This window comes from Paenibacillus ferrarius (assembly GCF_002027705.1).
Lineage (GTDB): Bacteria > Bacillota > Bacilli > Paenibacillales > NBRC-103111 > Paenibacillus_E > Paenibacillus_E ferrarius.
Genome location: NZ_MBTG01000073.1, coordinates 54348 through 75721, shown reverse-complemented (window position 1 = coordinate 75721; position 21374 = coordinate 54348). Strand labels below are relative to the sequence as shown.

General features: G+C 43.9%; 10 protein-coding genes. 1 reads left to right on the top strand and 9 read right to left on the bottom strand.

What is annotated here, in order from left to right; translation table 11 throughout:
• Window positions 1-49: 49 nt before the first annotated feature.
• Window positions 50-889 carry a carbohydrate ABC transporter permease gene (locus BC351_RS40460; RefSeq protein ID WP_167388062.1) on the bottom strand — a complete coding sequence of 280 codons (840 nt, stop codon included), beginning with the start codon at window positions 887-889 and terminating at the stop codon, window positions 50-52.
• Between the two features lie 66 nt (window positions 890-955).
• Complete coding sequence (locus tag BC351_RS40455; protein ID WP_079421354.1) at window positions 956-1867, bottom strand: ABC transporter permease; 912 nt, start codon at window positions 1865-1867, stop codon at window positions 956-958.
• Window positions 1868-2091: 224 nt separating this feature from the next.
• On the opposite strand from BC351_RS40455, the gene BC351_RS40450 reads away from it, so the two are divergent.
• Entirely contained in the window at window positions 2092-4332 is a 2241-nt protein-coding gene (locus BC351_RS40450; RefSeq protein WP_079421353.1) for an AraC family transcriptional regulator, read from the top strand.
• A 170-nt stretch (window positions 4333-4502) separates the two neighbouring features.
• Here the strand turns inward: BC351_RS40450 and BC351_RS40445 are convergent, their stop codons facing one another.
• The 7 genes from BC351_RS40445 to BC351_RS40415 all read right to left on the bottom strand — a co-directional run bounded on the left by BC351_RS40445 (window position 4503) and on the right by BC351_RS40415 (window position 21363).
• Window positions 4503-11006: a chitinase N-terminal domain-containing protein gene (locus BC351_RS40445; protein ID WP_079421352.1), complete on the bottom strand. Its 6504-nt coding sequence runs from the start codon at window positions 11004-11006 to the stop codon at window positions 4503-4505.
• A gap of 277 nt (window positions 11007-11283) precedes the next feature.
• A complete protein-coding gene (locus BC351_RS40440) occupies window positions 11284-12420 on the bottom strand; it encodes a glycoside hydrolase family 88 protein (protein WP_079421351.1) in 1137 nt (378 codons plus the stop codon).
• Between the two features lie 33 nt (window positions 12421-12453).
• Complete coding sequence (locus BC351_RS40435) at window positions 12454-14010, bottom strand: glycoside hydrolase family 43 protein (RefSeq protein ID WP_079421350.1); 1557 nt, start codon at window positions 14008-14010, stop codon at window positions 12454-12456.
• A gap of 20 nt (window positions 14011-14030) precedes the next feature.
• Entirely contained in the window at window positions 14031-16421 is a 2391-nt protein-coding gene (locus BC351_RS40430) for a glycoside hydrolase family 95 protein (RefSeq protein WP_079421349.1), read from the bottom strand.
• Window positions 16422-16470: 49 nt separating this feature from the next.
• Window positions 16471-17895 (bottom strand): glycosyl hydrolase family 28 protein, encoded by a 1425-nt coding sequence (locus tag BC351_RS40425; protein ID WP_079421348.1) that lies wholly within the window; start codon window positions 17893-17895, stop codon window positions 16471-16473.
• A gap of 196 nt (window positions 17896-18091) precedes the next feature.
• Complete coding sequence (locus BC351_RS40420) at window positions 18092-19852, bottom strand: cache domain-containing sensor histidine kinase (protein WP_079421347.1); 1761 nt, start codon at window positions 19850-19852, stop codon at window positions 18092-18094.
• Window positions 19849-21363, bottom strand: coding sequence for a response regulator transcription factor (locus BC351_RS40415; protein WP_079421346.1), 1515 nt, complete (start codon window positions 21361-21363; stop codon window positions 19849-19851). The genes BC351_RS40420 and BC351_RS40415 overlap by 4 nt, the downstream gene beginning before the upstream one ends.
• Window positions 21364-21374 lie beyond the last annotated feature (11 nt).

Sequence of the window (21374 nt, the reverse complement as noted above, 5' to 3'; positions counted from 1 at the left end):
ATGAACCCTCTTCCTTATATGTTCAACCGGTATCACCCGGGGAACAACATTACCCTTTAATCGCGCCAACAGTTAAACCGCTGACAAAATATTTCTGAACGAAGGGATATACCAGTACGATAGGACCGATCGTTAAGCACACAGTAGCCATTTGAACAACATTCGTAGGTGCTGACACACTATAGGAAGTACTGCTTCCTGAAACATAAGAAGAAACATTTAAGTTCGAAATGAGCTGACGTATCATCATTTGAAGCGGATGCAGCTTATAATTATCGATAAATAGAAGGGATAACCACCAGTCGTTCCAATATTGCAGCGCATAAAATAGCGTTATTGTAGCAATGGCCGGCGCCGTGATGGGCAAAATAATTTTGAAGAATATACGAATTTCTCTAGCTCCATCGATGGTCGCCGATTCATTAATTTCATAAGGTAACGTCCGATAAAAGGATACGAGTATAAATGCATAAAATGGATTTAACAAATACGGTAAAATGAGTGCCCAAACGGAATCCTTCAGATGCAGCCAGTTAGCGATCAAGATGTAGAAGCCGACCAGTCCGGCGCCAAATACCATCGTAAAATACGTAAGGAATGAAAGGATATTGCGATATTTAACCTTACGGTTTGCAATTACATAGGCATACATCGCTGTAATGATGACAGAGAGCGCAGTTCCTAGAACTGTAACCAGAATAGAGACCCGGTAACTGCGAAAGATCTGATCGCCTTGCAAAATGAATTTATACGCATCGAGTGTTAGAGCGCTCGGCAGCAATTGATACCCATGTGCCATAAAGCTGGCTTCTGAAGCAAAGGAATCAATGAAGACGAGCCAGAATGGCACAAAACAAAACAAAGCAAACAAGAAAACAATTAGGTTCATACTCAGTCCAACTGTTTTTTCACGCAACGATCGGTTCTTCAGATTAGCATTCAAACGGTTAACCTCCTAGAACAAACTTGAATCTTTATCGATTTTGCGAACTAATCCGTTAAACACGAGGATACAAATCAATCCCATAATGGATTGATAAAAAACTACGGCTGCCGACATACTGAAATTCCCTAGCTGACGCAAGGCACGGAACGAATATGTATCAATGACATCCGTTGTCGGGAAGAGGACTCCATTGTCACCTACGATCCCATAAATCATGCCAAAGTCGCCATAGAAAATCCGACCGACACCCAATAAGGCAAGCATGATGATAATCGGTCTGAGCAAAGGAATTGTGATATGAATGATTTGTTGAAACCGGGATGCACCGTCAATTTCGGCTGCTTCATAATAATCGGATGAGATTCCTGTAATAGAAGCTAGGAAAATAACCGAATAGTAGCCTGCAAATTTCCACACATAGATAATGGTTAAGATGGCCGGCCAGGCACCAGACTTCTGGAACCAAGCTACTTCAGGCAGCCCAAGGGTGATCAGGAATTTGTTCAGCAAGCCATCACCTGTATTTAAGATAGCGAACACCATTAAACTAACCACTAACCACGAGATGAAATATGGCAAAAATATAATGGATTGTGCTAGTTTTTTAAACAGCTTCATACGAATCTCATTCAAGAGGATCGCAATGCTGGCAGAAATGAGTAAACTGAAGATAATGAATAATCCATTTAGGAACAATGTGTTGAAGGTTACCTGAATCCAATCATGTCCTTGAAAGAAGAATTTGAAATTATCAAATCCAACCCAAGGACTCCCCCATATCCCATTCATAAGTTGATATTTCTTAAACGCGAGCAAATGACCCGACATAGGGACGTAAGCGAAAATAAGTAGAAATAGAAGACCAGGCAATGCCAATATATAGAGATCGACATTTTTCCTGATTTCTTTGAAGAAACCCATCTGTTCATCACCTCAACCCTTTTTGTTGTAATAGCAGCTCTTGTCGATGTGCTCATCATAATTCGCTGGGCAAGGACTGGTAAAGTCAGAAGATTGACGATTCAGTCCTTCAAATGGCTGTACAGATGCGAATAGCCGTATTGAATACAAGGAAGCAGAATAAGTACTTCCATGAAGGAACTGCCTTTCCTATAATAGAAGTTAGCTATTAGAGGGGGATACTCATGAAAATCATAACTCGGATCAAAATGCCTCTGCTGTTTCCAATGCTCAGCCTGTTATTCATGATCTTACTTACATTTACCTTATTCATGTCTTACGAATATTCCAAGCAAGCAACAGCTGACGTCAACACCTTCTCCTTAGCTAAGATGCGGCATTCTTATCAAAATACCTTATTTACCTTCGATACTATTCGTTCCTTTGGGGTTAGTACCTATCAGGACACAGCGATAAGCTATTGGCTGATCTCAGATCAACGCGATCCACTCAGTGATGCGGATGCTTTCAATGCAGCTAGCCGCTTTGCATCCCTACAGCCTTTCATTCATTCCATCTATTTGGTAAATACGAAAACGCGTAAAGTCATAGACACCTCAACTAGCCTGAAGGATTTCAATACTTTTCAAGATCAAGGTATCATCCGGAAAATTCTGGAGGATCGTCCATCCTACATTTCTTATTTCAATCATGCAGTCGGCAATGAGACCTATATTGGAATGATCATGCCAAACACACCATCAACGAATTCTGGCTATTTAGTCATTTTGCTCAATAAAGATCAACTTCAAAAGTTTCTGCTGCAGAATGAAGATACCGTTGGTTTACAAATTAATATTACGGATAAAAACAAACAAATAATGCTCGGTGAGAGCATTTCGAATGTGGCGCTTACGGACACCTACTATCAGGCTCCAGACAAGCCGTTTCAACCCATTGAATATAAACTAGGTAAAGATAAACGAAAGATTTCATCTGCTGAGCTGCCCATTGAACAATGGGTCATGCATTTTGTAGTCGATGAAAACTTCTTGACTAAGAACATTAATAAGTTCAAACAGAAGTTAGCCTTTTGGTGTGTGGTTCTTCTGATTCTCATGCTTCTGCTATTCATTTGGAGTTCACGTCGAACGTTAAGTCCTTTTCGCAAATTGTCCGCAGAATTACAAAATAAGCTTGGCCTTCATTCGATTCAACAATCGGGAGCAGATGCTGACATCATTCGAAGTGGATTTACGTTTCTCATGGATTCCCTTCAGAATATGAATCATTCGCTCAAGGATTATCGCCATATCGCCAAAGAAGAATTCCTGCGCCAATGGCTGTTGCAGGGAACAAAGCTTGAAGGAAAGGTTCATAACGAAGTGTCTCCATTGCTGGCATATGAATACCTTCATCTGGCCATCTTACGGATTGAAACCTACAAATATTTCGTAGATACGTATAATTACAACTCACGAAAGCTGCTTAAATATGCCATGGGCAATATTGCACAAGAAATCTTCAACGAAGCTGATTACACGTGTGAATCCGTTGATATGGGCAGTGATCATATCGTTTTATTGCTGGGTGCCCGTGACTTCACTGAGCAGAGAAGTAAGCCTGACATCAAAGATTCCTTAGAGAATGTTGGACTTCAAATCGAAAAATGGCTGCAAATTCGAACCTCCCTCGCGTTGAGTACCACCTTATCCATCCAAGATAATTTACGACAGTCTTATCAGGATGTGTATGAGTTGTCATTGCTTAAGTTTTTTAATGGGGAGAATAAAATTTATTGTGATGCTGACTTGGAAGAGAGCTTTCAACAAGAACAAATCTATCCGGACCAAATTGCCTTAAACGAGTTGATACAAGTGATTAAGCAGAATGATGCGGAACGTTCTATCGCGCTGCTAGACCGGTTACTGGTCCAGTTAAAGCATGCTTCCTATTCCGAGTGCTTGTTCCAATTACAAATGATCGTCTATAGCTTATACAAAGCATTTAATAAGGTCACAACGATGAAGGAATCCGTTTTGGAAGAGTTCCGCGCTGACCGATTCTCTTCACTCGCTGAAGCGCAAACTTGGATCGAACAAGAAATCCTCAGCATCATGGAAACCCTCAGCCAGAATCAAATTGGCGGTCGCAAAGGGGAACTGGTTCAAGAAATCATTGAATATGTCCAGGATCATTTGCAGGATCCTCTCCTCTCAACAGATATCATCGCCGACCATCTTGGCTTCTCGTCCAGTTATTTGAGACACCTGTTCAAAGAGGCCACCCAAGTCACTTTAGCCGATTTCATCTTGCTTCAGCGTATTGAGCAGGTCAAATATTTACTGGTCAACACAGAGGATACGTTAGCTATCATTGCATCCAAGACAGGATTCCAGACTCGAAGTCACTTCTTCAGCGCTTTTAAAAAGGCGACGGGATGTACACCAAGTCAATATAGAAATGAATTTGTAAAAGCTAATTGATCTGCAGTACAACACGATTAAGACAGGCCATTACGGAGATCTATAGTGACAAAAACCAGTCTAACACTTTATTCTCGTGTTTTGACTGGTTTTTCATTTTAATTATTTATGATAGAGAGATTTGTCACACCTACAACCCTATCCCTAACATCTGTTGTGCATCAGTTGTTTTACTTAGTTACTGTCACACTCATCGTATTGCTGGATGTTGCACCCGCATAGTTCACTAACTCCGCGCGGTATACATAGGTACCAATGGCCTTGTTCGTTATTACAGCTATTGCCGATTGACCTGACGGTGAATTGTTCGTCAATTCTTGCGAATAAATGAGGACGTCATTCTCATATAAACGATAACTTGTACCATTCGTTCCCCACCACTTATTCATCGTGACGTTGAAGTTCCCGTCATTATCCCAGTTGTTGTTCGACAATACTGGTTGTGCTGGAGCTGCTTGCGTTACGATTACTGTGTGTGTGCTGCTTCTTGTTGTCCCGTACGCATTCGTTAGTTCAGCATAATATTGGTAGGTCCCGTTTGGCTTATACGTAATCGCTGTTACCGTTGACTGAGCATTCGTGGAATTGTCCGTCAGCAATTGTGTATCGATTAGTGTGCCATTTTCATAAAGTTTGTAAGATTTACCGTTATTTCCGTACCACATATTCATGGTGATCTGGTAATTACCGTCTGCTATTCCATCAAACCCGTTATCGTCGGAAAGAACGACTGTTCCCGGAACGCCTTTACTCTTCGCTATAATATTGTTTACAGTCGCCGTAACCATTCCATGGTTTCCAGCCGCATCGACGATTTCAAATGTGAAACTGCCGTTCTGAATGAACGTATAGCTCGCCGAACCGCTGTTGTTCGTAATCGTTACCTGCTCGTTTGGTAGGATCGTGGCAACAACTTCTTGATTCGTCGCTGCTGTTTCACTGTAAACCACAGTTGCGGTAGGAACGATTTTATCGATGTTGCTGACCGTGTAGCTCGTCACATTGGAGACATTGCCCGCTGCATCCGTTCCTCTCGCATACACGGTGTCATTGGCGGTGACAACTACAGGAGCGCCGTACACTGTCCATGTACCGGTATCGCCTACTTTGTACTCCTTCACAGCTGCGTCAGCCGGATAGCTGATCGTAAGAGTTACATTGCTGTTCGTCGGAGCCGTAATATCGGCGGATAGTACAGCATCTGCTGGGGGTAATTTATCAACAATGCTTGCGACAACATGAACCTCATTCCCAATATTGCCTGCAGCATCCGTCCCTCTTGCGTATACCGTTTCATTATTGTTAACTACGACCGGCGTAGAATAAGCAGTCCAGACGCCATTCGCGCCCACTTTGTACTCATTCACCACAGAGTCAGCGGGATAGTTGATTGTGACGGCCATATGGACATTGTCCGGTGTATTTGCCGTAACGAAGGTCGCGTCTGCCGGCGCTGTTCTGTCCATATTTACAGTAGTCGACTGCTCGGCGCTGGTCGTTCCATCGCTGTTCTTGATTCGGTAGTTGAAAGTATAAGTGCCGTCCTGATCGAAAGTAAACGGAGCTGTGTAGGAATGCCATACTGCTTCACCGTTCACTTTGTATTCCGCGCCGCCATAGGTCGATAACGTCACGGTCGCCGGCACCGTATACCAACCGTTAAGCCCATTCGGTGCAGCGGGATCTACGCTAGCCGAGATCAAGTATTTTAACCCGCCCAACGCCGATATCAGGTTGGAAGAGGCCGTATCGATTTCGGCCTGGCTTGCGTTAGCATTGTCAGACACACTTGCCGTCGCTAGGGCCGCCTTCAGTGCTGCGTAGCTGTCTGCCGTGTACTGGTTAGTGTTAATCGCTGCCGCTTTGCTGAGCAGAAGCTTGAGCAGCGTTCGGTCCACAATCTTCTCATGGAATTCCACATCCCCCACATTGGCAAAGCCGTTAGGCGTATAGTACCTCAGATAACGGTATGCCTTGCTGCTATTTAATATTTGCGAATACCATTTAAAATCTGTGATGTTATTGATTGTATACAAGGTGTCAAAGTTGGTACCATCGTTGGATCCTTGGATCAGTGCTCCGTTAATCCGGGCAATATTGCCAGATCTCGGTATAAACTTAATGCCGCCAATCACTTTGGCATTTCCCGAGCCTAAGTCGGCTTGAGCCCAACCCGATCCTGTTTTCGTATCAGGCGAAGTGGTTGTATCCCCGTCAAAAGCGCGCCATCCGTTCATTGCCGCATTGAGCGTGCCGTCCCACGAAATGGACGATGCCGTCGTCATCGAAGACGCAATGTTGATTTTTGGGTACATATCGACCAGAGACACCAGCAGCCCTTGAGCCTGAAGCAGCTGCTTGAGTAGCGTCGGCTTATCGGCTCCCGGCTGGCTCATTGCCGCTTGAATCCGATTGACTTCATTCTGGTACAGGTAGTAGCTTCCCTTGGTATAGTTGTTCGGCGGAAGCACATTGGAATTAAAGTCGAATTGATAATCACCATAAAATTCAACTTCCGCGATGTTGCCGAACCAAGCACTGCTGTTATACAGCTTCAAATAACGGTAATATGTGTGATCCAAAATTTTGTCAAGCCTGATATCAATCCAAGTGCCGTCTGTCGCTCCAATTACAGGCTGAGTAAGATTCGTCCAAGTTGCATTGTCGTTGGAGCCCAGAACAACGAGTCCATTCATTCTGGCGCTATTCGTCCCTGCTCTCGGCATGAGCCTGATTTCGTTCAACTGAGCAGACGAGCCTGCACCCAAATCAACAATGTAATAGGCGCCCGTACCGCTATTCAGGTCACCGGCAGTGGCCGTATCCCCATCAAACAATAAATAACCTACCTGCTCCGCTGACAAGCCGGTGCCAGGATACTGCACAGCAGAAGCTGTCACTTTTGCCACATTTTTGACGTCGATTTTGGGACTGCTATATTTGCCCGGCGCCAAAATAACGATGCTCCCCGTATCCGCTGTCGTACCGCCATCCAGTTTCGTAACAGTAAATACAGTGTTCACTAATGTATCATGGTCTGGCGATGTGATCGTTCCGTCTGTGCCAATAATTCCCGAAGGCGATGTGGATTTAATTGATACGCTATAACCTGCCGGAACCTTGGGCATCGAGATACTCGTTGCACCCTTGACAGGCGTTGCAACACTTGTGATTTTGGATGCAATGATTGCAGCGGATGCCGTATAATCTCCGTAAAATTCAACTTCAGACACGTCGCCTGACCAAGCTGAGCTGTTGTATAGTCTCAGGTATCGGTAAGCGTTATGATCTAGGATTTGACTATTTTTCAATTGGTACCATTTGTTCGCTTGCGAGTCTGAAACCCCGGTAGTAATGTTCTTCCAATTGACATTGTCGTTGGAGCCTTGAACCACCATGCCATTCATTCTTCCAGGAACCGATGCTCTTGGCATGAGCAGCACTTCGCTCAACTTGACAGCTGCGTCTGCTCCGAAGTCTACAGTGTAATAGGAGCCGGAAGCCGTATTCAAGTCTCCGAAAGTAGACGTGTTGCCATCAAACAACAAGTAGCCCACCTGAGCTGCTGACAGACCGTTGCCGGGCCACTGCTTGTCGGAAGCTGTAACGGTAGCTAGCATAGGAACATTGATGAATTTTGACCCATCGACAAGTAACAGAGAGCTGCCGTCGGAAGTTCCATACATGGTGTCTCCAACCGTTCCATCATTCTTCTGATAGTCAACAGATACTTTCATATAGCCGGTTGTTTCATTTCCATTTATCTTTGCCACAGCCGTCCAATTGATATTGTCCGTCGTGCTGACCGTTGCATCAACGCCTTGAATCTTGACCTTTACGTTCTGGATGGTTTCTTTTGCTGTAATCCTAACTTTTGCCGTATCGCCTGTGGAAATTTTGCCGTTTACGCTTTGATCCGAACCAATCGATACGGACTTTATCTTATTCCCAATTTCGTAGCCCTGACCATAAATATCGAAATCCCTTAACTCCAGGAAATTCCGAACTATGCCGTAAAGAACGTCAGGTAACGGCTGAATCATTTCCAATTTAAGAAAGCGGTATTTCACATTCTGGTATGCTGGATCGACATCAAGGGTCTGAAAAGCTTGAGTCATCTGAGTTACTCCCGGCGTCAGCCGAGTCCAGGTTTCCCCATCGTTTGATCCATATACCGTGGAGTTTGCAACGCGATCCGTAAAGATATTGCTAAAGAATCCGAATTTGTAAGCTGAAACTTTATATTCGGGACCAAAATCCACAATATGATATAAATGGGGTGGAGAACCCAGTGCCGTACTCAACGAAGAACCAGTTGAATTATCTAGATCATCCATATTTTTGATATCAGAACCCCAGCTGGACCAAAATACTTTACCTGAGTAATGCATGCTGCCGTCCGCTCTTAATTGTGTCACCAAATCAAGACCGAGTACTACGCTCCTCAGAGACTGCAATTGCTGATTGAAAGCTTCATCGGAAGCGTCGTTAATCTGACTGATGGTCTTCGCATACTCGGCTTGATATGCTGCAAGCGAAGCAGACGAATAAATGGCATTTGAATCATAGAGAGCAATGGCTGCTTGAACGGCAGAAGCGCGGTCATTAGCTACATGGATCGTCACGTTCTTGGTTGCTACCGTAGTAGCGTCGGAAGCAACGACAACAAAGGAAACATCCCCTGCTTGCGCAGGATGCCAAGAAAATGCGCCTGTATTATTGTTAATTTCAGGCCCGCTCGGATTATTCTGCAGCTCATACGATACAACATCCGTGCTGTTTGCATCCGTAGCCGAGAAATCGAGGTGAAGCGGCGAACCGATATAGGTATACAGATTCAAATCTGAATTTCCAGCGTTAAATGCCGGCGGCGTCAGCTGCTGATCTGCCGCTTTGAGGATATGTTCCATATCAACCGTCGTTCCTGCTGGTCCTTTGACAGTCAAATAGTAAATGGTATCCCAAGATACCTGGTTAAGGGTGACATATTGCCACTGCCCTTTCGTGTCCGGTAGCGTGATCTGCGCCAATAACGGCCATTTGGCCTCCTCCGGATTACCTCTTACTTCCAATACAGTTACGCCGTTGGTCCGAACTTTGATTCCGATCCTGTTCTCGGTGAGGGCCCCATGAGTAACCACCGTAGTAGTTCCTTCCGGCGTCGCGCCCAACCTGATAAATGAAGTATTACCTTCTTGCAGGATAGACGTATTGTTATTTAATATTGTGGCCCTATCCGCGAGCTTAACCAAACCAACTGGCGGCGTCTTTTCGGTATAAGTTGCCGCGTCAGCCGCTGCCGCCGCTGGATAATAGAGCCACTCGTCTCCGCCGCCGTCCACGTTGTTCCATTTACCAACATCTTGGGGAAGCCTCTTGGTGAATGCTTCATAAAAATATGGAGCCTTTGCCGCAATATCGACCCCTTTGATATACTTGTAGTAATAGAAGAGATACCAAATATTATTATTGACAAATCTACCACGATAGCCGCCTGATAAGGTATTATAGGTATCTCTTATCGTTCCATCGGGACTAATAGCGTACGCAACCGGCGTCCAGGGCGTATCGTAACCGAGCATGAACTGCCAATAATAGTCGGCACCCGCCAAAATTCGATCATTCAGGAACTCATACGGTCCTACGGCATCCGCATTGGTGGATGGGGTTCCTTCTATCGGATCCACCTTAGTTCCCTGGGCCGTCAATTGCCTCGCAAGGAGGCCGAAATTGGTTACGTCCCCGCCGGCATGCGCCTGGTCCCTTCCCATCTCCATATGCTGAAGATGCGGCGTAACCGGCTCACCTGTAGCGTCGTTGCGATCGACAATTCGGAACAAGCGCTTGACCGATCCATTGAAGCCTTGATCTTTGGCTGTCTTATTAACTGTAAACCATTCGACAGACTCGTTATATCTGTCTCTGTTATCGGTAAAGATATACCCAGCCATTGCTCCGAACAGCGGATAATTAAACTGGTTCATGAAATAATCCGGACTATGAAATAGAGTTTCTGTCAACGGAACAATCAAGTTGTTCGTAAATAAAGTCGTATCTTGATCCGTCCACGCATTTGCCGGATTCTGATAGCTGGTATATCGCAATATTTCTGCCGCACTTATCATCCGGTTGGCTGGGATCGCTGCATGAATCTGCCCATCCGTATAAAACTTGTATTTCGCAGGATCCATCTGTTCCCAAATGCGGATAATATGCAGCGCATTGGCCCGATAAGTCTCATCGCCGGTAAAATAATACATCATCGCCTGTGTATACGCCTTCAAGCCATCAGAAATAAATTTCGGCTCAAAGCATTGGCAGTCAAAAGCATCTGTACCCGGTTTATTGGGATCCGCCGAGCTTTGGTTGCTTGATGTAACCGTTTTCGAAGCAGCATCGGAATTGGCCATTGATAAATACCCCGAATACCAAGGCTCTTTTTGCGCCATCACCTGATCTCTCGCGTTTTCGAGTATCGCTTTGGTAAAGCCGATACCTGGATGGGTAAAACCATTACTAACCGTTTCATTAATTTGCACCAGATTGCTTGTACCGATGGTATCGGCAGAAACAGAGCCAATCGGTACAAGCGACATCATGATACTAGTTGCCGAAACTACTGCAAGCAAACGCTTTCTTAAATTTTCAAATAGAAATGCTGTTTTAGACTTCATCTTGTTGCTCCTTTCATTGACTAATCGGTTGAATATGTACTCCAATCATGGTTACGCTTTCAATTCATCCATCCCCCTTTACTATCAATTTTAATAGCGCTTTCTTATTCCATATATAGTACTTTTACACGATTCATTGTAATTTAATAAAACACAGCGAACGATAACTCCCAAGTTCTTTTTTGATAAGAATAGACCGATTCAATTGAATCGGCCATCTTATAATAATCTCATACCAATCGACAGTCATCATAGATAGTACCTAGTTATCAAAAAATCACCAAATAAGAACATGCTTTTCTTTAAGACGAAGTACAGCTTCAATAAAGAAATAATCACCGTAAATAATAGGAACCTCGTTGTTCTTTATACTGTGATACGCTTCTGTCCCACCTGAAATAATCGCATCTTCGTTCGGATTCCAGTTCGCGAAGCGTTCATCCGTTGATTGTAAAATCCGAATCGCAGCATTGCGATAGAACGGTTGCTCAAGCTCTGGTACTGTCTCGGCAAGTTCAAGTAACCCACATGCTGCGCAGAGACCTGCCGTTGTATCCCATTTCACTGGTTCTGCGGGTGCGCGGAAATCAACTAATGGTACATAGTCTGTTGTGGACACTTGTGTGATAAAGTAATGAGCGATGCTTTTTGCAGCGCTCAGATAGCGGTCATCCTTCGTGTAACGATAGCTCAAAGCAAAGCCGTACAGCGCCCAGGACTGTCCTCTGGACCATGCTGATCCAGATGCAAAACCTTGTCCTCCCGGTGCTTCCAATAGTTCACCGTTCTCTGGATTCAAAATGGCAATATGGTTACATGACCCATCGGAACGCACAATTCGACCCAGTACCGTATCTGCATGATCCATCGCGATATAACGAAACCGCGGGTCATTCGTCTCCATGCTCGCCCAATATAACAAGGGAATGTTCATCATACTGTCTACAATGATCCAACCTGTGCAATCGTCATTCCAAGCCCGAATAAAACGGCCCCTTGGATTGTATCTGCCAGCCAATAGGTTAGCCGCATGCAAGCCGCGTGTTTTACTTCTTTCATTCCCCGTTAACCTATAGTTTGCAACCGCAGAAGGCAGCCACATGAATCCAACATCATGATGCAATCCCTCGAACCCCTCTAACGCTGCATCTAAACGACGTTCTACTCCTTCTGCTGCAGTTTTGTAAGGTTCTTCCTGGGTAGCTTGATACATATGCCACAACATGCCCGGCCAGAAGCCGTTGGTCCACCAATAAATATCCGTATCTCCTTTATCTTCACGATATTCTCCATTAACTGGAACATAAGGAATATGATCACCTACGCGTTCGCATTCTGCGGACATTTTCACTTGTATCTTTTCCCAAGTACAATCTAGCCAATACTGGTCTGTGTCATTTAGTTTCTTATGCATTTCGCATCTCCTCACGTTATCAAAATGTCTAAATTACTCTTTAATACTTATCCATTCAAAATCAACAAAATCATTCTCCGATTCATACCCCATTGGTGAACAGAAAAGTCCAATCTTTGCACCTACCCATCCGCCAGGCTTAGCAATAAATGGATCTCCACCAATCTGTTGATATTCGATCCCATCTAAACTGAAATGGAACGTACATAGTGCTCCAGCAGCAACATGAACTTGTATATAAACCGACGAAAGCGAGTTCTCAAGCTCAAAGCTAGAAGTTAATTTTTCATCTTCATTACGATTTCCTTCGACTACAACCATCCGCTTGTTGAACCCATTATGCTCCACAGCCATATAAGCAAATTCATGCCCGAATACAGTCATGCCCGACTGAAATAAACCTCTTTCACGTGGTCCTAGGTTCAACTTACATGTAGCTGTGAAAACGGGTGCAGGGAACTTTTGGCATAAAATATTCGGAGCTTCGAACAAGTTAGCATGATGCGTATTGGCATATAGACGTAGGTTACCAGGATTTGCGTCAAGCGAGTACCACTCCGCTTTCCTATTTCCCTGCCATTGCCATTGAAGTCCGAGGCTGCTTTTCTCAAAATGATCTGAAGTATCCGGAACGGTTATAGGCCATGAATGCGGTCCAACATTCGGTTTATTATGAGACATGACGGGCTCGCCGATTCCATCTCCATTCGTATCTGCGCCAATCATTGGCCAATCATTCTGCCAAGTCATAGGCTGGAGATGAACAATACGTCCGTACGCTCCGCATTCTTGGAAATGAGCAAACCAGGATTCTCCAGAATCGAGTTCCACATAACCACCTTGGTGTGGACCGTTAATTTGCGTATCTCCTTGATGCATGACAATCCGATCTTCAAACGGACCGAAGATGTTTCTGGATCTAAGCACAGTCTGCCATCCTGTTGCAACTCCTCCTGCAGGAGCAAAAATGTAATAATACCCATTTCGTTTGTAAAGTTTGGGGCCCTCAATAGTAGGATGGTCATTTGTTCCATCAAAAACGACGACTCCGTCGTCTAACAATGCAGTTCCATCACTCTTCATTTTGCATAAATTCAACTTGCTGTTGAATCCGCATCGACTATACGCATAAGCATGAATCAAGTAAGCTTGGCCATCCTCATCCCACATCGGACAAGGGTCAATCCATCCCTTAACTTCCTTTACAAGATGAAGTTCAGACCACGGTCCAGAAGCATCCTTCGCTTGTGTCATAAACACACCCTCATCAGGTGTACTGACGAATATCCAAAACATCCCGTCATGATAACGAATACTTGGTGCCCAAATGCCCTGAGCGTGACGAACGCTCTCATCATATCCGGATGGAAGCCTGTCAACTGCGTATCCGATAATCGTCCAGTTTACAAGATCCTTCGATTCCAGAATTGGAAGTCCGGGCGTACTAACAAAACTAGAGGCTGTCATATAAAAACTGTCTCCGACTCGTATAATATCCAAATCGGAATAATCAGCATGAAGAATCGGATTACGATACTTGCCATCCCCTAAATCAGCTACCCATACTGGACTTAATGATATTTCATTCATCTCATTCACTCCTTCATTCCTTAACGTTTCATATCCGAAGAAGCTTTTAAAACTGGTGAGATCTTATATGTCATGCCTACCGTCGTCGCAAACGTGACCATGCCGTTACTATGGCACACACTTGCCACCGAATGACCATTTGCTTCGACCTGCAAAGGAATTGCTGACGTCACGTTACATGAATTGCCTTGTAGAGATAGTATTGTCGCACTCGTAATCTCACCGTTCTCCCACGAAATATTAATTTCGAAGCCCCCGCGTGCTCGCAGCCCTTTAACATGCCCAGATGCCCAGTCATCAGGAGTTGCTGGCAATAAATAAATCACCTCTGCGTGAGACTGCAGGAGCATTTCTGCCACACCAGCCGTAAACCCAAAGTTGCCATCGATTTGAAAGGGTGGATGAGCACCGAACAAATTAGGGTAAACTCCGCCGCCTGTAACAGCACCTTTTTCTTCCCGAACAAGGTTAAAGACATCATCTATTAAGCGTAATGCCCGATTTCCATCCCTAAAACGGGCCCATAAATTAATTTTCCATGCTAAACTCCAACCAGTGCCAATGTCGCTTCTCCGCTCTAAAGAACGTTGAGCGGCTTCGAACAACTCAGGCGCCGTTTCGGCAGTAAGTTCGCAACCTGGAAATACGCCGTACAAATGTGATACATGCCGGTGAAACACATCTTGATCCGCGAAATCTTGAAACCATTCCTGCAGCTGGCCATGCTTCCCAATTTGATAAGGGAATAAGCGAGCTTTAGCCATTTCTAACTCAGCTTGAAACGATTCATCCATGCCCAATGCCTTGGCTGCCTTGACGCAATTAGTAAACAGATCCCACATTAACGCATGGTCCATAGCAGCCCCTTTACTCACAGCAGCGAGGGAGCCATCTGCCGTTACAAATTTATGTTCAGGCGACGTTGAGGGCGATGAGATCAAGCTTCCATCCGGTTCTTCTTGCAACCAATCTAGACAAAAGAGGGCCGCTTCTTTCATGATCGGGTACGCCATTTCCCGAAGATAAGTGTCGTCACGTCCGAAATCATAATGCTCCCAAAGATGTTGACTTAACCAAGGACTCGCCATTGGCCAACTAGCCCATACCGGATCTCCTGCTCCATAGTCTCCAACAGGTGCAGCTTGGCACCAAATATCGCTATTATGATGCGCAGTCCACCCCTTTGCAGCGTAATTGACCTTTGCCACATTTGTTCCCTTTGTGCTCAGATTCTTTGTGAACGTAAGCAGTGGTTGATGACACTCCGCCAAATTGCACGTCTCAGCAAGCCAGTAATTCATCTCCGCATTAATATTTAACGTATAGTTGCTGCTCCAAGGCGGTCGAACGTCTTTATTCCAAATCCCTTGTAGGTTTGCAGCCTGTGTGCCGGGACGTGAACTGGAGATCATCAAATATCGCCCAAATTGAAACAAGAGCTCGACCAGCTTCTTATCTCTCGCCCCATGAGCTTCAACTCTAGCATCTGTTGACTTCATTGGGGCTAAATCAGCAGCACCCAAGTCTAACGAAACACGATCAAATAATGCACGATAATCGTCAATGTGATCGTTCAATAACGCGAGGTAGCTCTTCTCTAGAGCTGCAGCCACGTGAGATTCAACAATCGAAGAAGGATCCTTGCCTTCAGCAGCAGGATTACGATCAAAACCATTGAAGCTCGTAGCTGCACTGAAAATAAGTGTAGCTGACGTAGCACCTTCCATGTACAAGCCATCTTGATTCACAACGGACTGACCATTCTCGACGCGATATGCAAGTCTACCTTCGAACCTCATACCTTCATCCCCGTAAACAACCGGGTTGTTCGTGCGGTAATAATTCGGGTCCACATGCACGGGCGCTTTCCCCTTCAAGACAAGTCGATCATCTTCTACACCCGTATGATGCTTGAGTGGGCTCCACAATTTCACTCCGAAATTAAGCATTCTAGGTCGATCTGCCTCAAATCGCAGAACAATTACTTGATCGGGATAAGAGATAAAATACGTCCGTTTATAGGTAACCTCACCAATTTTATAAGAAACAGTTGTCGTTGCCGTCTCAATATCTAATTCACGTGAGTAATCTTGTGCAAGATCTCCGTGATAGAAATGAATACTCAGGTCGCCAAGCGGCAGATATGATTGTGTGTAAGGTCCCATCATTTCTTTACTTAATACATCTGCATTCGTATATGAACCTTCATTAATGCTTTTGCGGATCTCGGGCAAGATGTCTCGTACTCTTGGATTCGTTCCATCCTTCGGTGCACCTGACCACAATGTATCCTCATTCAACTGCAACTTTTCTGATTCGATTCCTCCGAAAACCATCGCTCCCAGACGCCCGTTGCCAAGCGGTAACGCCTCTGTCCATTTCCCTGCTGGAACTTGATAACATAACTTCATGTTGTGTTCTCTCCTCACTCATAGGTGCTCTGTTTAACTACAACGCAACTTATTCAAATCGCACATCGGACACGAACGATCCAACGTTCACCTTACCTTCAGAAGCACCTGTTATTTTTACACCGTTTCTATAAAAATCTTTAATTAAGACACTTTTGACAGACCTGCCCTCGTCAAATCCACAGATGGATGAAACCACATCCTCGCTCCCGCGATAACGAATATTGTCAAACTCCACATGTTCAATGCCATTCCCTGGGACCGGATTATAGTCTGGGTTCCAAATCACACGAATGTCGATAATTCTTCCTAATTCAAAAGGATCAATACGAATGTTCCGATAGGACACATGCCTCACGATATTTTTATCTCCCGCATTGATCGTTAGGCATCCACGATACCCATCCTGCGGCTCGTGATGTTCCAAAATGTCTATATTCTCAAACAAGATATTCTCGATTAACGTTCCTTCTCCATGATAATCGCCATGCGTTCCAATCATCGTCGGATGTGCTACATCAGCCCAAAGCACTGAATTTTTGACAGTAATATTCTTAGCGTCTCCGTAGTACCCCCAACGATGTCCATAGATTGCAATACAATCATCTGAATTTCGCATAAATACATTGTCGATATCAACGTCGCAACACGACATCATATCGATGCCATCTGACCAGCCCCGTGTACTGAAGGACTCGAAATCTCGTATACGGATTCGCTCTGATTGGCCTAAGTAGATACTATAATGAGGAGGATCAATGACCGCGATGCCTGACACCTCGATATCCTTGCTATACATGATACGCACGCCTCGGAATGCAGAGAATCGGCCGAAATCTGCTAAGTAAATCAAGCCTCTGCCTGAGATTTTAACATCCGTTACGCAATCGCAAACGAGCGAACCTACGAGGACTGCACCACCCGCCAAATAGACAGACATTCCTGAAGGAATGTTCAATAGCACCTGCTCAATATGATGCATGCCTGGTTTAAAATAAAGTGTATGTATGCCTATCTCCATCCGTTCAACCAACATTTCCGTTCGATGAATCCCTGGATCGATGACGACTACACCCGCACCTTGTGGATCGGGTTGCTCTGATTGAATTTCTTTCGCAAATAGATGCAAATTATGAAAACGGTCTCCATTTATCTCAATAGAGAGTTTCTGAGGTTGCGTCAAAGTGAATTGCAATCGCTCTTGATTACTCGTGTCAAGTAGGATACCAGCGGAATGCGGTCGAATTTCGACCTTTTGGATAAAGCTGCGGTGGCTGATGACTTCAACTTCTACTTCACAGTAAAAATCGAAGCTGGCCATTGCCGCTTCCCTCACATCGTGCATATCGACTTTCACTACTAGTACGTCTAGTTCTTTCCAATCTCCTCCGGGGGTCCGGACGTTTACAGAGAAATCTTTATTCCTCGGAATTGGATTAGGTATGGAATAAGTAATAAGCTTAGATTTTTCCATGTTTATATATTCATCCTCCAACAAGTGCCGTAATCGCTTACATGATAGTACACGTCAATTTTATCAAGGTGGAAGAAGATGGCCTATCCTAAATTCTCAAGATTCCTTGTACTTTTCTAGGTTACATGCTCAAACTGAACAACCCCGGTACCGGAAAGGCACTGGGGTTACATATATCAACTGTAGGAGAAACCTTTTACATGTTATTCGAATGACGTACCACCGGCACATCAATTGTTATGCGAGTTCCCGTGTCCGAATCGCTTTCATACCGCATACATTGGCTTTCACCAAAGTATAATTCCAAACGTTTCTCGATATTTTTGATCCCATATCCGCTGCCACGATAACCAGGTCTATCGCTTAAATCATTCTTTAAGCCGATTCCATCATCCTCAATAGATAGAAGCAATCGCTGATCTTTCGCAGTTGCCTTTATAGTGACAGTTCCCTTACCATCAGGCTTTTCTGTAATACCGTGCACAATGGCATTCTCAACTAAAGGTTGGAGCGTGATCTTGGGGAGTAAACAATCCAAAAGCTCCTCATCTACCTCAATTGCGAATGTAATCCTCCCTCTGAAGCGCCTCTGCTGGATATCCACATAAATACGACACATGCGAAGCTCATCCTTCAGCGTAACGAGATCCTCACCTTTATTCAAAATAAGTTTGTAATAATCCGATAACGCATAAACCACTTGCTGGATATTGTCCCGTTCTTCTCTTTGGGCCATCCAATTCAGCATATCGAGGGTGTTATATAGAAAATGTGGATTGATCTGGGATTGGAGCGCCTTGAGCTCTGCCCCCTTTTTTTCCTGGCCTAACTGATATTGCTCCTGAAGAAGATCTTGAACACTATTAATCATGTAGTTGTAGCTTGAAACGAGTCGACCCATTTCATCGTCGCGCGGCTCAATATCAAGTTTCCTCAGCTCACCTAGCCGAACCTGATCCATCTTCCTGGACAACAAGAAAATTCGAGCTGTAATCGATCTAGTTACGGGGAAAATAAGGATCATCAATGCAGCAGCCACCACCACATAGATCATGATCATTTGTGTACCTACAATATCTACGGCTTTTGATGCCGCTGTTTTGGGAATGATCGAAGTCAAGAAAATGCCAGTTTTTCCAATCTGGTTGCATCGTAGCAAGTAATCCATATTATTCAGCTTGATTTCCTCAAAATCACTTTTTGTTTCCTTAATTTGAGAGGGGCTTATGACTAGGTCGGATACATGGGCTGCGTTGACATTGTCACTACCCGCAACCAGCTGTCCCTCTTCATTTATCAAATAAACTACCTGCTCAGGGACAGTTCGCGTTAAGTTATCTCGTATTTTCTTTAAATCCAAGTCGATCGTTACTAAACCTATCGAGTCACTATAGTTCCTCGTATCCCATAAAATTCTTCCTAAAGTCAAATACTTGCGTGACTCGTTAGAACTCTCATTTTCGTACAACACCCAAGTAGGCCTTCCCGCATTGTTAATTACTTTCTTGGACCATTCTCGACCTTCAATTAACTTTAATTTGCGGAAACGCGTATCTGTTCCTGACACAACAAACCGATCATCGATATAGTAGGTAATACGTTCGCTCTCCGAGCTCTCCTCCAATGTCTTTGTATAAGTTTCTATTTTGCCAAAATCAATGAGTTGTTCACCAATATCCTTCTGCAAGGGATCAGTTCCTAAAGCGGATACAAGAGCATCATTTAAAATGACCATCGTCGACAACTTCTCAATTCGAGTAAATGTCCCAGATAAGGAAGAAAGGGTTTGTTCATAGTTTTGATTAGCTGCATAATTCTGAGACTTCAACGTAGCACTTGTTATTTTTTGATATGAAATAATGAAAGTAATCATCAGCGGGATAAGTCCTACCAAGGCGAATAAAAATAGCAGTTTTTGCTTTAATGATAAGTTTGAAAACCAAAGTTTGATCTTCATTTCATAATCATCTTTCTATACTCAACAGGTGTCAAATTCGTTGCTGCCCGGAAAACTTTCGTGAAATAACTGGCACTTGCGTAACCGCACAACTCCGAAATCATATTTATTTTATAATGTTCATTCGATATCAATTTTTTGGCCAGCTCCAATCTGTAATCGCCAATGTATTGCTTAATCGTTACCCCGGTTTCGTTCTTAAATAACATGCCGAGATGTGCTGTGGACAGATGAACAGACTCTGCAATTTCACGCACATCCAAATCCACATGGCTGCAATTGGAAGTAATATATGACATCACATCTCTTATAACCCTAGAATATTGGGATAAATCCTCCAATTCCTCAACATACAAAGTAAGGAGCTGCTGCATAAAATTCTTAATTGCAAAGATTGAACGACACTTATGAATATACATTTCTAGATCGTTCGTATTGAAAATGTGGTTCATTTTATTTAAGAGTGAGCTTTTCTCGTGCAATATAGCTTGCGCAAAAGAAATGAACAATTCACAAACTCGTTCTTTGCGTGGATATTCAAACTCGCAGAACTGCTTACAGATCATATCAACCCAAGCAGCTAATTGGGTGGGTTCATTCTTCAACAAACTGTAGAATTCCGAATAGAGCTCAACTCCCAATCCCTGAGGAGCATTTTTTCTTTGTTCCAATCCGAACATTTGTAGATTTGGATGATAAAAGGAACTTTCTAATGCACGCAATGCTGTTTGAAAGCTTTCAGCAACCGTTTCTAAATGAAGCGCTTCCTTTCCAACGCCTAGAATCCAGCCTTCATTTTTTTTTAAGAGAAGATCAATTACATATAAGATTCGCTTCCTGTCATGCTTCTTAACGGACAATATAGAGAGGTACTTATTATTTTCAACTACTGTACCTAGAGATGGGATGTGGTAGGAGCTCCAATAATCGTTAATAAAAGCTATCCAACTATCTTGTACTTCTTCATCTGTTCCTTGTGAGAGTACAATGCACATATATGTACTATCCGCTGGAAAATCAGTCTCCTTGCAAATTGAAATGACTTCTTTCACGTTCATGCTTTTGGATTTCAACATTCCCGCGAGTTTTTGGCGTTGTAAGGCCATGTTCTGATTCATCATACTTTGGTGTCTATTCTTCGTATGAATAAATGCTACTGTTTTCTTGATCGCGGCTTCCAAATCTGTCAGCCTAATTGGCTTCTCTATATAATCTACGGCAGATAGTTTGATTGCACTTTTTAGATAATCAACATCCATATATCCACTCATAAATAACAACTTACTTTCACTGGAACAAACAGCTAATTTCTCTGCGAATTCAATACCATTAAGCTTGGGCATTCGGATATCCGTCAACACAATATCGGGATGGAAATCCTCAGCAATTCGGAGTGCTTCCGCACCATCTCTAGCTTCTTTTATCTCTGTAATACCTAATGGTGTCCAATCCATCGATTCCATTATGCCAAGCCTGGTGTAATCATCGTCATCTGCAATTAATAAGCGCATGGGATCGTACT